This window comes from Kitasatospora sp. NPDC088134, from assembly GCF_044741705.1.
Taxonomy (GTDB): Bacteria; Actinomycetota; Actinomycetes; order Streptomycetales; family Streptomycetaceae; genus Kitasatospora.
Genome location: NZ_JBIUTD010000006.1, coordinates 200,518 through 213,935, shown reverse-complemented (window position 1 = coordinate 213,935; position 13,418 = coordinate 200,518). Strand labels below are relative to the sequence as shown.

Here is a 13,418-nt window from a genome sequence, read left to right as displayed (position 1 = left end):
GGGGGCGGGCGCCGGGGGGGGGGGGGCGGGGCCCGGGGGGGGCCCGGGGGGGGGGGGGGCCCCCCCCGGGGGGGGGGGCCGGGCCCCGGGGGGGGGGGGCGCCCGGGGCGGGGGCCCCCCCCGCCCCGCGCCACCTGCGCCGACGCCCCGGGCCCCACCCGTCCCGGGGAGGCGGTCGCGCACCGGAGTGCACCCTGTGCCACGGGCCCCGAATGAGGCAGGATGGTGCCCTGGAAAGGCGGCCCCCCACCGGCAGCCGACCTTGCGCACCGTGAAAGGGACACCCCCGTGAGCATCGACCCGTCGTCCATCCCGTCCTTCGGCCTGCCGCAGGGCGGCGGCCAGCCCGGCGGCGCTCCGGCCGGGCCGCCGCCGGTGATCGTCCCGGACCAGAGCCTGGTCGCCCAGCTGCTCGACCAGATGCAGCTCAAGCACGTGGTGGACGAGGAGGGCGACCTCACCGCCCCCTGGGAGAACTTCCGCGTCTACTACATGTTCCGCGGCGACCAGAAGGAGCTGTTCGCGGTCCGCGCCTTCTACGACCGCCCGTTCCCGCTGGAGCGCAAGCCCGAGGTGCTCGCGCTGATCGACGAGTGGAACCGCGAGACCCTCTGGCCGAAGGTCTACACCCACACCCACGACGACGGCGTGGTCCGCCTGATCGGCGAGTCCCAGATGATCGTCGGCAGCGGCGTGAACCTGGAGTACTTCGTCGGCACCACCGCCAACTGGACCCAGGCCGCGGTCGGCTTCGAGCAGTGGATGGTCGAGCGCCTCGGCGAGGGCGAGGGCGAGGGCGAGGGCGCCGAGGGCGACGCCGCCGCCGAGGAGGGCCCGGCCGACGAGGCCTGAGCCCCTCCCCCGCACCCCGAACGGGCCCGCCACCGGAAAGTGGCGGGCCCGTTCCGCGTCCCACCCCTACGATCGGGGCACGCACGACGTACCGGGGGAAGCAGCATGACCGTGAAGATCGACCTGGCACCGGCCGAGAGCCTCGACCGGGCCGAACAGGACGGGTGGCTCACCGACGTGGGCAACGACGCCTTCCTGCGGGCCGCCCTGGGTGAGGAGTACACGCTCCACCACCGCTCCACCGGCCGGCTGCTCGGCCGTCCGGACGAGTCCCCCTCCGGGGCCAGCCTGCTGCTGCGGGCGCTGCACCGGTGCTTCTGCTCGCACCTGCCGCTCAGCCTCGGACCGGACCTGCTCTGGTACACCGTGGTGCACGAGGTCGCCACCCACGTCCGGCTGAACGCCGACGCCTGCGCCGCGATGTTCACCCGCACCCCGGGCGAGAAGCGGACCCTCACCGTGCGGGACGACCTGCTGCTCGCCGACGGCGACTGGCAGCGCTCGCTGCCGCTGGTCGAACCGCTGCTCCGGGCGGAGCTGGGCGCGGACACCGCGGACCTGTTCCGCCCCGCCTTCTCCACCACCGGGCCGGTGGAGGCCGCCGTCTCGCTGGTCGCCCTGATGGACACCGTCAGCCCCTTCTACGAGTTCTCCTGGATCTCGCTCTGCGGCATCCCGCGCATCCGGCTGGAGGGCACCGCCGCGGACTGGCGGCTGCTGGCCGACCGGACCGAAGCCCTGGTCGGGCGCTTCGACGGCCTGCGCGGGTGGCTGGACGGACTGCGGCCGGTGCTGGCCGAGATCGCCGCGACCGCCGCGGGCGGGCCGGTCGACGAGGAGTTCTGGCGGTCGATCTACAAGTGGAAGTCGTACTCCGGCGGCTCCGAGGTGACCGGCTGGATCACCGCCTTCTTCGCGCACCGCTACGGCACCGAGGCCACCGAGCCGGTCCTCGGCGACCGGATCGCCGACGAGCTGTTCCCCGGCCACCTCTCGGTCGTCCCCTTCGCGTGGCAGACCCCGGAGGCGGACCGCCGGATGGCGTTCGTCGGCGGCGTGCTGGGCATCGAACGGGACGGCGACTGGGTCCGCCCCCGGCTCGGCCTGGCCGTCCTCGAACTCACCCCCCTGCCCGCCGACGGGGAGTGGACCGCCGCCGACGCCAACGCCTTCACCGGCCGCACCGACGCCGTCCTGCACCCGCCGGGCGCGGTGACCGCCGTCTCCGCCGAGGGGGACCCGCTGCCGCCGGGCCGCGCCTTCGTCTTCGGCGACATGGCCGCGCTCGGCGACGCCGACGAGGGCTACGCCGTCCTGGAGGCGGGCGGCCGCTGGTACCCGGCGGTGTTCGTCGACCCGGAGTTCCGCGCGGTCCGCTCCGTCGGCACCGACCTGGCCGACGCGCTCCGCCCGATCCCCCGGCGCTGAGCGCCCCGGCGGGTCTTGGCGGGCGGCGCCGGGTCCTTGGATGATGGCCCCACCCGACACCGCTGAGGAGCCACGATGAGTACGAGGCCGCTGCTGAACCGCAGCCTGGCAGGCATGGGCACGACGATCTTCGCGGAGATGTCGGCGCTGGCGGTGGCCACCGGGTCGATCAACCTCGGGCAGGGGTTCCCGGACACCGACGGGCCGCGCGAGATCGCCGAGGCCGCCGCCCGCGCCGTGCTGGAGGGCCGCGGCAACCAGTACCCGCCCGGCCCCGGCATCCCCGAGCTGCGGCAGGCCATCGCCGAACACCAGTCCCGTTTCTACGGGTTGGCCTACGACCCCGACACCGAGGTGCTGGTCACCGCCGGCGCCACCGAGGCGCTCGCCGCCGCGCTGCTGGCGCTGCTGGAGCCCGGCGACGAGGTGATCGCCTTCGAGCCGTTCTACGACTCGTACGCCGCCTGCATCGCGCTGGCCGGCGCCAAGCGCGTCCCGCTGACGCTGCGTCAGCCCAACTTCCGCCCCGACCTGGACGAGCTGCGCGCCCTGATCACGCCGCGCACCCGGCTGCTGCTGGTCAACACTCCGCACAACCCGACCGGCACCGTCCTCACCCCCGAGGAACTCGCCGCCATCGCCGAACTCGCCGTCGAACACGATCTGCTGGTCATCACCGACGAGGTCTACGAACACCTGGTCTTCGCCGGCGCCCACCACCCGCTCGCCGCCCTCCCCGGCATGCGCGAGCGCACCGTCTCGATCTCCTCCGCCGGCAAGACCTTCTCCTTCACCGGCTGGAAGGTCGGCTGGGTCACCGCGAGCGCGGCCCTGGTCTCGGCGGTCCGCACCGCCAAGCAGTACCTGACCTACGTCAGCGCGGGCCCGTTCCAGTACGCCGTCGCCGAGGCGCTGCGCCTGCCCGACTCCTACTACGCCGACTTCCGCGCCGACCTGCACCGCAAGCGCGACCTGCTCGCCGCCGGCCTCGGCGCGGCCGGCTTCGGGGTGCACGAGCCGCAGGGCACGTACTTCATCACCACCGACATCACCCCGCTCGGCGAGGAGGACGGCTTGGAGTTCTGCCGCGCCCTGCCCGAGCGCTGCGGCGTGGTCGCCATCCCCAACGCCGTCTTCTACGACGACGCCGAGGCCGGCCGGAGCCTCGTGCGGTTCGCCTTCTGCAAGAGGATCTCCGTGATCGAGGAGGCCGTCACCCGGCTGCACACCCTGCACGCGGGCTGACCCGGCCCCGGGGCCGGTCCGGGTCGGGGGCCGCCGGGGGATCCGGCCGCTCCCCGGAGAAGTGGCCGTACACGCCGAGCGGGAACCCGTGGGGCTCCTCCTCGGCGGCACCCCGCCGCCGGATCACACCGGGGCCACCGGCATCGCGTCGAAGCCGTCGAAGAGGTACGCGTAGACCTGCCCAAGGTAGGCGGTCAGCTCCCGCTCGTCGGGGAACGGGACGTACGTCAGCGCGTACCACTGCGCCACCGTCAGCGGACGGTCGCGGACCAGGCGCAGCAGGCCGGCCCGGATCACCTCCCGGTAGTCCGGCCAGGCCCCGTCGAAGGTGGCGCGCAGTTCGGCGAGGTCGTCGACCGCCTCGACGCCCAGCGCCCCGGCGCAGAAGTGCACGAAGCGGCGGTCCACCCCCGGCACGTCCAGCCCCAGCTCGGCCAGGTCGACCCTGGTCGGGTCCACGCGGCCCCCCGGGTACGGGTAGACCGTGGTGTTCCACAGGTCGTCCTCCTCCACCGGGCCGGCCGGCCCGACCCCCTCGGCGGGCCGGTAGACGCCGTACAACAGCCCGAGGGTCAGGAAGTCCGCGTAGACGTAGTTGACCTCCCCGTCCGCCGTGTACGGCTCCCGCGGGTCGATCGCGATCGCGGTCGCCTTGCCCGCGCACTCCAGGAACGGCCCGTAGACCTCCTCGAACGGCAGGATCGGCGACAGGTCGTGGTTCTTCAGCGCCGCCGTCCGCAGCGCGTCCTCGGCCCGGTACAGGGCGTCCTCGGAGTCGAAGCGGCTGGCCCAGGGCCCGCTGCGGGGCGGGAGTTCGTCGCGGAGCGGCATGGCGTGGCTGTTTCCTTCCAGGGGTGATCAGGACCGGGGCTGCGGGCCACCGTACCGACGTGACGGCCGGACGCTCAGCGGCCCCAGCGCTCGTCGACCCAGGCCGGCATCGGCGCCTCCGCGTCGGGCGCCTGCGGCGGTTCGGCCGCGCCCTCGTAGAGGTAGTCGAAGAGGCCCTGCAGGTAGCCGTACAGGTGCGCCTCGTCCTCGTACGCGACGCCGGTCAGGCTGCTCCACTCGTAGACGTCGCACGGACGCTCCCGGAGCAGGTACTCGAACGCCTCCCTGAGGTGCCGCGAGAACGGCAGGTCGGCCTTCCTCGTGCTGGCCCGCCGGGCGGGGGCGTCCTCGATGGACTCGTAGCCGAGCGAGGTCTCGAAGAACGCCCGGACCGCCGGGTCCGCGGCGAAGTGCGGAATGCTCGATCGCAGGAAAGTCACCGGTTCCTCACCCTCTGCGGTTGCGGGAACATGGTCACCAGCCGGTGCCCGCCCTTGCCGTCGCGTTCGTAGTACGCCTCTATCTTCGCGTCCCGGAAGTCCACCGGTTTGTAGTTGACGTTGCCGTGCTGGTCGACCGGGTTCGCCGGGTCGACGTAGAAGCCGCGGAAGCGCCGGTGGTGCCCGTTGCCCGGGCCCCAGGCGTCCTCCGGGGAGAACACGATCTTCTGCGGACCGGGGTCGTCCGGGTCGAGCCTGCTCCGCGCGTGCAGGTCGGCGTACATGAACGACTCGTCCTCGCCCTCCTTGAAGGCGGTCGAGAAGGAGTCGCACTTGTGCCGGCGGTCCGGCTTCTCGGCGTCCCGGTAGAGCGCGTCGCCCTGTAGGCGCTCCTGCGGGTTCGGGCCGTGCGCGGGGTCGATCTTGTTCTGGGTCTGGATGTAGCCGCCTGGCATCCGGTGGTAGGCCGGCTGGCCGTTGGCCATGTGCGGCGGGGTCGGCGTGCCCAGCCGAGCCTTCAGCATGTCGTCGGTGGGGTCGAGGTGCCGCTGCGGCCCGTGGCCCTGGTTGCGCAGGCCGTCGATCCGGGTGGCGACCCGGCGGCGGTACTGGTCGCGCAGGCCCTTCTCGCCGCCGAGGACGGAGTCGCCGCGGTTGATCTCCAGGCCGTCCCGGTCCTTGGCCCGGTGCCGGAAGGAGGTGCGGATCGACTCCTCGGCGGCGTCCAGGTTCTTCCTGGTGCTCTGCAGGCCGTGCCCGATCGAGCGGTGGCCGCCCGCCATCGCCTTGCTCATGTCCTTGATCATGGAGTCGAGCACCGGGCGCACCGCCCGCTGCACGATCTGCCCGAGCCGGCCCTTCCCGAGCAGTTTGCCCCGGGTGCGGGCGTCCAGGTTGCGGCCGTGCTGCTCCACCCGGTCGGCGTGGGCGTGCGCCTGCTCGGCGGCCTTGCCCAGGGCCTCCGGGTCGATCCGGAATCCGCCGCTCACCGGGCGCCGCCATCTCAGCTGCCATCGCGACGAGTTGGGCGATCACCACGCCCTTGGCGACCAGCACGCCCTCGGCGGCCACCTCCAGTGCGGTGGCGAGCACCTCGCAGCCGTTGATCAGGACGGTCATGTGCGAGCCGGAGGCCTGGCCCCAGCGGGACAGCAGCGCCTCGTAGGAGGCGCCCTCGAAGGCCCCGCCGAGGTTCTTCAGCAGGACGTCGGTGTCGTCGTGCGACTCCTTCATACCCCGGCCGAACTCGCGGACGTGCTGGGCCCACTCGCGCAGCTCGTCCTCGTCCACGTCCGGCCGGTTCAGCCCCATCAGGTCCATGATCCAGACCAGTTCGGACGGCAGTTCGAGCGACACGTCGCCCCCCTCCCCCGGAGACGGGCACCCCCGTGATGCCCACCGTCCAGGACGATCGGCCGGCCCCGGCGTTTCCGGGCGGACGACAGGGCGGGCGGGGACGGGTGGGCGCGGGGCGCGCGGGGTGCACTACCGGCGCGCACGGCGCGCGGAACCGGCGCGCGGGAGCTCGGCGAACAGAGTGCAACTCGGGACCGATCACACCCAGTCGGACACACACCTCATAACGGTGAATGCACGCCAAAGATGGGTAAATCCCTGACGGACCCGGAGAATTCGTGCTTCTCTGCTGCTGAATCTCCAGCCGGAATCCTTCCTTCCACGGTCGGCCGCGCCCCGGATCGGACAGTCTCGAACAGCCTCACGCCCGAGGCGCGGACTCCGACCGCAGGGGGCGCGCACGGAGCTGAAACGCGGAGCCGAGCATGCTCACCACCTTGCAGACCTCCTACACGGACACCCGCGCCGGCGACCTGGCCTGGCAGCTGGGCGGCGAACCGCTGCCCGCGCTGGCCGTCCGCGACCTCAGACTGGACGACGGACCCGACCGGTCCGACGGCGTCCGCGGCACCCTCCAGCTGCGCCTGCTCGGGGCCTCGCACCAGGTGATCCTGGCGGCCGGCCCCGGCGACTGCCTGGAGACGGTGGCCTGCCTGCCCGGCCGCCGCACCCCGCTGCCCGCCCGGGTCGCCGAACAGGTGGCCGGCTGGGAGTACGAGTTCGCCGCCCGGATCGAGGAGCTGCCGCCGCACGTCTTCGCGGCCCGCGCCCAGGAGCTACTGGCCCTGGTCGAGGGGCACCCGCGCGCACTGGCCGGTATCTTCCCCGGCGACCCGAGCGCGTTCACCGCCCTGGTCGCGCACTGCGAGGAGAGCCGGGTGCACTGGCGCACCTGGCACGCCTACCCCCAGGAGGGACGGCTGGTCTGCACCCGCTCCTCGCTCTCGCTGCGCACCCCCGTCGGGGCCTCGGCGGGCATCGGCGACCGCGCTCCCGCCCACGCCGGCGGCCCGGACGGACCGCAGGTCGGGTGGTGAGCGGGCGTCAACCGGGGGCCCCTGCCTGTCCCTCGGATGGGTGCAGCCATTCCCCCGGGCTCTCGCCTAGCGTTCATTCATGATCAACCACCCGGTCGGACGGCCCGCGCAGCCGGGTCCGGACGCCACCGCACCCCCGCCCGCGGCCGATTCCCGGCCCGCCGCCCCCCGCGCAGCGGGCCCCGGCGGAGCGGTCCGGGTCGGCGGCGCCGTACCGCCGGCCCTCCCCGCCCGCCCGGCCCGGCTGCTGGTGCTGCTGGCCGCGTTCGTCTGCGCGGCCTGCGGCCTGGTGTACGAGCTGGAGCTGGTCGCCCTGGGGGGCTACCTGCTGGGCGACTCGGTCACCCAGACCTCCGTGGTGCTGTCGGTGATGGTCTTCGCCATGGGCGTCGGCTCGCTGCTCGCCAAGGGCCTGACCCGCCGCCCCGCCACCTCCTTCGCCCTGGTCGAGTACGCGCTGTCGCTGGCCGGCGGCCTCTCCGCGCTCGCCCTGTACTGCGGCTGGTCCTGGCTGCACCGGCCGCAGGCCACCGCGGTGATGCTGATCGGCACCACCGTGCTGATCGGCCTGCTGATCGGCGCGGAGATCCCGCTGCTGATGACCCTGATCCAGCGCATCCGCCGGGAACACGCCGGGCGCGCCGTCGCCGACCTGTTCGCCGCCGACTACGTGGGCGCGCTGATCGGCGGCCTGGCCTTCCCGTTCGTCCTGCTGCCCGCCCTCGGCCAGGCCACCGGGGCGCTGGTCACCGGCGCGGTCAACGCGGTGGCCGGCGCCGTGGTGGTGCTCTGGCTGTTCCGCTCGGAGCCCACCCCGCGCACCCGGCTGCTGCTGTGGACGGGCTGCGGCCTGGTGCTGGCCCTGCTGGCGCTGGCCGCCGCCTGCACCGGCGCGATCGAACGCGCCGCCCGGCACGCCCTGTACGGCGGGCCGATCCGGTTCGCCGCGCAGAGCCGCTACCAGGAGATCGTCCTCACCGGCGACGGGCCGGACACCCCCCGGGTCCCGGTCCAGCGCACCCCGCCGTCGCTCGAACTCTTCCTCGACGGCCGACTCGCGGTCTGCGGCTCCGACGAGTACCGCGAGCACGAGGCGCTGGTGCACCCCGCGCTGGCCGCCGGGCCGAGCGGCCGGGTGCTGGTGCTCGGCGGCGACGGCCTGGCCCTGCGCGAGGTGCTGCGCCACCCCTCGGTGCGCAGCGTGCTGGTGGTCGAGCGCGACCCGGCGATCCCCGCGCTGGCTCGCCGGGACGCCGCGTACGCCGCGCTCACCGAGCACGCCTGGGACGACTCCCGGGTGCGGCTGGTGACGGCCGAGCCGATGGGCTGGCTGCGCGGCTCCACCGGGCAGTTCGACGTGATCGTCTCCGACCTGGACGGGGAGGCGTCCGGCGGCCGGTACCGCTCCGCGGAGTTCTACGGCCTGGCCGCCCGGCGGCTCGCCCCGGAGGGCCGGCTCGCGGTCCGCGGCGGCACCCCACAGGGCGGCCTGTGGACCGCCGCGGCCGGCCTGGCCGCCGTCGGCCTGGACACCGTCCCCTACCAGGGCGGCGTCCCGGACGGTGGCCCGGCCGAGAGCTGCGGCCGCCCGGCCTCCCCCGCCGAGGCCTTCCTGCTGGCCGCCCGCCGACCCCCCTCGCTCGGCCTGGCCCCCGACGCCCCCGCCCCGCGCTCGCTCACCGTCCCCGCCCTGCGCGCCACCGCCGTCCGCCTCACCGCCACCCGGCCCGACCCGCTCCCGGGCCCGCACACCCTGCTCGGGCCCTGACTTCCCCGGCCCCCACCGAATCCCGTCCCGCCGCCGAACGCCTGGCACGGCCCGCTGCCGCTGCTCGCCCGGCCCGTCCTCGGAATCCCGTCCCGCCGCCGAATCCCCGTCCCTCGTACGCCCGTTCGCGCAATGGTCGGCCCGGCTTCGCGTGGAGGGCTCGGCACGGCGGCGGGCGGTCGGTAGGCTCGCCGGTATGGAGCATGAGGTTGTCGTCCCGGTGCCCGCCGAGGTGGTCAGGGAGGCGCTGGTGGACCGCGAGCTGGTCGCGCGCTGCGTACCGGGGCTGAGCTCGGTCGCGTCCACCTCCGCCCCCGCGGCCGCGGACAGCCGGCTCAGGCTCCGGGTGGCCGGCTCCACGATCACCTTCGCCGGCCGGCTCTCGGTGGACGGCTGGCACGAGGGCGAGCTCGGCGTGCGGCTGAGCGGCGAGGAGATCCGCGGCGCGGCCCCGGTCACCGCCGAGCTCCGGATCACCCTGGAGGAGCGGCCCGGCGAGACCGCGGTGCGCTTCAGCACCGGCCTGACCGCCGCCGGCCGGCTCGCGGGCTTCGAGGACGCGGTGCTGGAGTCGACCGGCCGCCGGCTGATCGACCGGGCGGTGGCCGCCCTGGTCGCCGAGCTGTCCGACCCGGAGGACGGCGACGAGGACGAGGACGGTGCCGCCGAGGGCGCGACCGTGGTGTTCCTGGACGACCGGGCCCAGGGCCAGGACCTGGACGACGACCTGTCCGACCTGATCTCGTTCAGCGAGGACGAGCTGCCCGAGCCGGTGCCGACCGCGCCGCACCCGGAGTCGCCGTTCGGGCCGGAGACCGTGCCGGTGCGGCGCAGCATCGTCGGCCGCTCGGCGGAGGAGGTCGACCACGCCCCGCCGCAGGGCCGGTACGCGCCGGCCCCGCCGGCCCACAGCGCGCGGGCCCGGGCGGCCTCCCGCTGGGGCGGCGCCGAGCCGGCCCTGCTGCCCGGCGCGGGCGGCGAGCGCAGCGCGCTGCCGTGGATGATCGGCGGCGGGGTGGCGCTGCTCGGCGGCGCGGTGGTGCTGGTCCGGGCCCTGCGGCGGCGCTGAGCCGTCGGGCGGCCTATAAACTCGCTGCTCATGAGCAACGACCGCGACGCCCTGCTGGCGCAGATCAAGGACAAGGCCGTCGTGCACGGCAAGGTGACCCTCTCCTCGGGCCTGGAGGCGGACTACTACGTCGACCTGCGCCGGATCACGCTGGACGCCGAGGCGGCGCCGCTGGTCGGCAAGGTGATGCTGGACGCCGCCGCGGACCTGGAGTTCGACGCGGTGGGCGGCCTGACCCTGGGCGCCGACCCGGTGGCCGCGGCGATGCTGCACGCGGCGGCGGCCCGCGGCCGGAAGCTGGACGCGTTCGTGGTCCGCAAGGCGGGCAAGGCGCACGGCCTGCAGCGCCGGATCGAGGGCCCGGACGTGAAGGGCCGCCGGGTGCTGGCGGTGGAGGACACCTCGACCACCGGCGGTTCGGTGCTGACCGCCGTGGAGGCGCTGCGCGAGGCGGGCGCCGAGGTGGTCGGCGTCGCGGTGATCGTGGAGCGCGGCGCAGCCCCGGCGATCGCCGAGGCGGGCCTGCCGTACGTGACCGCTTACACCCTGGACGACCTGGGCCTCTGAGGCCCGGCGGCACCGACGCGAGAGGCCCCGATCACCGAGGTGATCGGGGCCTCTCGCCGTCGTGGTGCGGGCGTCGGTGCGCTGCTGCGGGCGTCAGTGCTTGCGGTGGCGGCCGCCGACCGGCTCGCCCTCCTCGGCCGCCGCGGTGCCGGAGGCAGCGGCCGCCTTCTTCTTCTTCCGCTCCCGGAGCACCTCGACGAAGATCGGCGAGAGCGAGAGCAGGATGATCAGCGCCATCGCCGGCAGCAGGTACTTGTCGATCACCGGGGCGAGCTGGTCGCCGGTGAAGTAGCCGATCAGCAGCATGGACTCGGTCCACAGCACGGCGCCGACGACGTTCCAGACGAAGAAGGTCTTGGCCGGCATCTGCAGGGTGCCGGCGACCGGGTTCAGGAAGGTCCGGACGATCGGGATGAAGCGGGCCATCACCACGGCCTTCGCGGGGCCGAACTTCTCGAAGTACTCCTCGGCCTTCGCCACGTACTCGGGCCGGAAGATCTTCGAGTTCGGCTTGTCGAACATCCGCGGGCCGACCTTGCGGCCGAGCAGGTGCCCGAGCTGGGCGCCGGCGATCGCGCACAGCGGGGCGCCGATCAGCAGCATGGCGATGTTCATCTGGGCGCCCTCGCCGAGCACCTTGGCGGCGGCGCCGGAGGCGGCGACACCGGCCAGGATCAGCAGCGAGTCACCGGGGAAGAAGAACCCGACCAGCAGGCCGGTCTCGGCGAAGATGATCGCCAGGATCCCGATGGCGCCGACGGAGGCGACGAGCGATTTGGCGTCGAGGACATTGACGGCGAGCTGGATGTGTTCCACGCGCGCAGGATAGCCCGTCCTCCTTTACGAAGCCTCAACCGGCGGTCCCGGGACAGCTTCCGGGGACCGCCCGGCGGGCGTCGCGGGACGGCCCGGCGGGGCGGCCGTCCCAAGTGGCGGGCCGCTGGGTGTGTCCGTGGGGCGAGTCTGGGAGGATGGCCGAGGTGTCCGGCCCGCGGTCGAGCTGCCACCCTCTCGCTCGTGCCGCATCGATGTCGTGAACCACAGGCGTATCGAGCCTTCGGACAGCGTCGTCCGATCGCCCCACACCGACAGGAGCGGATTCGCATGCCCATCGCAACTCCCGAGGCCTACAACGAGATGCTCGACCGGGCCAAGGCGGGCAAGTTCGCCTACCCGGCCATCAACGTCACCTCGACGCAGACCCTGCACGCCGCGCTGCGCGGCTTCGCCGAGGCCGAGAGCGACGGCATCATCCAGATCTCCACCGGTGGTGCGGAGTTCCTGGGCGGCCAGTACAACAAGGACATGGTGACCGGCGCGGTCGCGCTGGCCGAGTTCGCGCACATCGTCGCGGCCAAGTACGACATCACCGTGGCGCTGCACACCGACCACTGCCCGAAGGACAAGCTGGACGGCTACGTCCGCCCGCTGCTGGCGATCTCCGCCGAGCGCGTCGCCCGCGGCGAGAACCCGCTGTTCCAGTCGCACATGTGGGACGGCTCGGCCGAGACGCTGGCCGACAACCTGGCGATCGGCCAGGAGCTGCTGGCCCAGGCCGCCGCCGCCAAGATCATCCTTGAGGTCGAGATCACCCCGACCGGCGGCGAGGAGGACGGCGTCAGCCACGAGATCAACGACGAGCTGTACACCACCGTCGCCGACGCGGTGCGCACCGCCGAGGCGCTGGGCCTGGGCGAGAAGGGCCGCTACCTGCTGGCCGCCTCGTTCGGCAACGTGCACGGCGTGTACAAGCCGGGCAACGTGGTGCTCCGCCCGGAGCTGCTCGCCGACCTGCAGGCCGAGATCGGCAAGCAGTACGGCAAGCAGGACCCGTTCGACTTCGTCTTCCACGGCGGCTCCGGCTCCACCGAGCAGGAGATCCTGACCGCGCTGGAGAACGGCGTCGTGAAGATGAACCTGGACACCGACACCCAGTACGCCTTCACCCGCCCCGTCGTGGACCACATGTTCCGCAACTACGACGGCGTGCTGAAGGTCGACGGCGAGGTCGGCAAGAAGAGCACCTACGACCCGCGCACCTGGGGCAAGCTGGCCGAGGCCGGCATGGCCGCCCGGGTGACCGAGGCCGCGCAGCAGCTGCGCTCGGCCGGCAAGCGGATGAAGTGACGTCCGGGCGCTGAACGCCGGTTGAACGTCCGCGGAGCCCCCGCACCCCCGCCCGGGGTGCGGGGGCTCCGCCGTTCCCGAACGGCCCGTCCGGCCCGGGTGGCAGACTGGCACACCATGGAGATGCACAAGAACCTGCTCGACGGGCCGGAGCCGACCCTGCTGCCCGAGGAGGAGCACCCGTACCGGATGCTCGCCGAGGAGTCCGCCTCGCCGACCCAGGTGGCCGCCGAGTACCCGGCGTTCTGCCTGGCCTGGGCGATGCTCGCGGACGACGCCTTCGCGGCCGGCCGCACCGTCGAGTCCTACGCGTACGCGCGCACCGGCTACCACCGCGGACTGGACGCGCTGCGCCGCAGCGGCTGGCGCGGGCACGGCCCGATCCCGTGGGAGCACCGCGGCAACCGCGGCTTCCTGCGCTGCCTGGCGGCGCTCGCCCGGGCGGCCGGCGCGATCGACGAGACCGAGGAGGAGGCGCGCTGCTGGCAGTTCCTCAAGGACAGCAGCGCCGAGGCGTACACCGCGCTCAAGCAGTAGCGGCGAGGGCACGGACCACAAGGGACGTACACTTTCGATCCTTGCGGGGGCGCGTCCGGCCGGACGCGGGGAACCGACCGACGCCATACCGCATATGTACGGAGTGAGCACCCCCGGGCGGGGCGGCCGACGGCTGCCCCGCCCGGGCCGCCGTGTCGCCG

13 protein-coding genes are annotated in these 13,418 nt (G+C 73.9%); 9 read left to right on the top strand and 4 right to left on the bottom strand.

The window, feature by feature from the left end; translation table 11 throughout:
- The first annotated feature begins 288 nt into the window (after positions 1-288).
- From ACIOHG_RS12740 to ACIOHG_RS12730, 3 genes are all read left to right on the top strand, one after another.
- Positions 289-852 carry a YbjN domain-containing protein gene (locus ACIOHG_RS12740; protein WP_400948938.1) on the top strand — a complete coding sequence of 188 codons (564 nt, stop codon included), beginning with the start codon at positions 289-291 and terminating at the stop codon, positions 850-852.
- Between the two features lie 105 nt (positions 853-957).
- Entirely contained in the window at positions 958-2,280 is a 1,323-nt protein-coding gene (locus ACIOHG_RS12735; protein ID WP_400948936.1) for a DUF4419 domain-containing protein, read from the top strand.
- Between the two features lie 75 nt (positions 2,281-2,355).
- Positions 2,356-3,525 (top strand): pyridoxal phosphate-dependent aminotransferase, encoded by a 1,170-nt coding sequence (locus ACIOHG_RS12730; RefSeq protein ID WP_400948935.1) that lies wholly within the window; start codon positions 2,356-2,358, stop codon positions 3,523-3,525.
- A gap of 123 nt (positions 3,526-3,648) precedes the next feature.
- Here ACIOHG_RS12730 and ACIOHG_RS12725 read toward each other — a convergent pair whose 3' ends face one another.
- The 3 genes from ACIOHG_RS12725 to ACIOHG_RS12715 all read right to left on the bottom strand — a co-directional run bounded on the left by ACIOHG_RS12725 (position 3,649) and on the right by ACIOHG_RS12715 (position 5,785).
- Complete coding sequence (locus ACIOHG_RS12725; protein WP_363592250.1) at positions 3,649-4,356, bottom strand: hypothetical protein; 708 nt, start codon at positions 4,354-4,356, stop codon at positions 3,649-3,651.
- Positions 4,357-4,430: 74 nt separating this feature from the next.
- Positions 4,431-4,796 (bottom strand): hypothetical protein, encoded by a 366-nt coding sequence (locus ACIOHG_RS12720; protein WP_363592248.1) that lies wholly within the window; start codon positions 4,794-4,796, stop codon positions 4,431-4,433.
- On the bottom strand, positions 4,793-5,785 hold the full coding sequence (locus ACIOHG_RS12715) for a hypothetical protein (protein WP_400948931.1): 993 nt from the start codon (positions 5,783-5,785) through the stop codon (positions 4,793-4,795). The genes ACIOHG_RS12720 and ACIOHG_RS12715 overlap by 4 nt, the downstream gene beginning before the upstream one ends.
- A 792-nt stretch (positions 5,786-6,577) precedes the next feature.
- Here ACIOHG_RS12715 and ACIOHG_RS12710 point away from each other — a divergent pair.
- The 4 genes from ACIOHG_RS12710 (at position 6,578) to pyrE (ending at position 10,593) form a co-directional block, all read left to right on the top strand.
- Positions 6,578-7,189 carry a DUF2617 family protein gene (locus ACIOHG_RS12710; RefSeq protein ID WP_400948929.1) on the top strand — a complete coding sequence of 204 codons (612 nt, stop codon included), beginning with the start codon at positions 6,578-6,580 and terminating at the stop codon, positions 7,187-7,189.
- Positions 7,190-7,268: 79 nt separating this feature from the next.
- The gene (locus ACIOHG_RS12705; protein WP_400948926.1) at positions 7,269-8,957 is read left to right on the top strand and encodes a spermidine synthase; all 1,689 of its coding nucleotides are present in this window, start codon (positions 7,269-7,271) and stop codon (positions 8,955-8,957) included.
- A 196-nt stretch (positions 8,958-9,153) separates the two neighbouring features.
- Complete coding sequence (locus tag ACIOHG_RS12700) at positions 9,154-10,026, top strand: CoxG family protein (protein WP_400948924.1); 873 nt, start codon at positions 9,154-9,156, stop codon at positions 10,024-10,026.
- A gap of 30 nt (positions 10,027-10,056) precedes the next feature.
- Positions 10,057-10,593 (top strand): orotate phosphoribosyltransferase, encoded by a 537-nt coding sequence (gene pyrE / locus ACIOHG_RS12695; RefSeq protein ID WP_030457553.1) that lies wholly within the window; start codon positions 10,057-10,059, stop codon positions 10,591-10,593.
- Positions 10,594-10,686: 93 nt separating this feature from the next.
- On the opposite strand, the gene ACIOHG_RS12690 is transcribed toward pyrE, so the two are convergent.
- Positions 10,687-11,409 (bottom strand): DedA family protein, encoded by a 723-nt coding sequence (locus tag ACIOHG_RS12690; protein ID WP_400948922.1) that lies wholly within the window; start codon positions 11,407-11,409, stop codon positions 10,687-10,689.
- A gap of 288 nt (positions 11,410-11,697) precedes the next feature.
- On the opposite strand from ACIOHG_RS12690, the gene fbaA reads away from it, so the two are divergent.
- On the top strand, positions 11,698-12,720 hold the full coding sequence (fbaA, locus tag ACIOHG_RS12685) for a class II fructose-bisphosphate aldolase (RefSeq protein ID WP_400948919.1): 1,023 nt from the start codon (positions 11,698-11,700) through the stop codon (positions 12,718-12,720).
- A gap of 117 nt (positions 12,721-12,837) precedes the next feature.
- Positions 12,838-13,257, top strand: a complete 420-nt coding sequence (locus ACIOHG_RS12680) for a DUF3151 domain-containing protein (RefSeq protein ID WP_400948916.1) — start codon at positions 12,838-12,840, stop codon at positions 13,255-13,257.
- Positions 13,258-13,418: the final 161 nt, after the last annotated feature.

Bases quoted from the DNA above. Each gene is read 5' to 3' on its own strand.
- ACIOHG_RS12735 (WP_400948936.1), top strand. From the start codon at position 958: ATGACCGTGAAGATCGACCTGGCACCGGCCGAGAGCCTCGACCGGGCC.
- ACIOHG_RS12730 (WP_400948935.1), top strand. From the start codon at position 2,356: ATGAGTACGAGGCCGCTGCTGAACCGCAGCCTGGCAGGCATGGGCACG.
- ACIOHG_RS12725 (WP_363592250.1), bottom strand. From the start codon at position 4,356: ATGCCGCTCCGCGACGAACTCCCGCCCCGCAGCGGGCCCTGGGCCAGC.
- ACIOHG_RS12710 (WP_400948929.1), top strand. From the start codon at position 6,578: ATGCTCACCACCTTGCAGACCTCCTACACGGACACCCGCGCCGGCGAC.
- ACIOHG_RS12705 (WP_400948926.1), top strand. From the start codon at position 7,269: ATGATCAACCACCCGGTCGGACGGCCCGCGCAGCCGGGTCCGGACGCC.
- ACIOHG_RS12700 (WP_400948924.1), top strand. From the start codon at position 9,154: ATGGAGCATGAGGTTGTCGTCCCGGTGCCCGCCGAGGTGGTCAGGGAG.
- pyrE (WP_030457553.1), top strand. From the start codon at position 10,057: ATGAGCAACGACCGCGACGCCCTGCTGGCGCAGATCAAGGACAAGGCC.
- fbaA (WP_400948919.1), top strand. From the start codon at position 11,698: ATGCCCATCGCAACTCCCGAGGCCTACAACGAGATGCTCGACCGGGCC.
- ACIOHG_RS12680 (WP_400948916.1), top strand. From the start codon at position 12,838: ATGGAGATGCACAAGAACCTGCTCGACGGGCCGGAGCCGACCCTGCTG.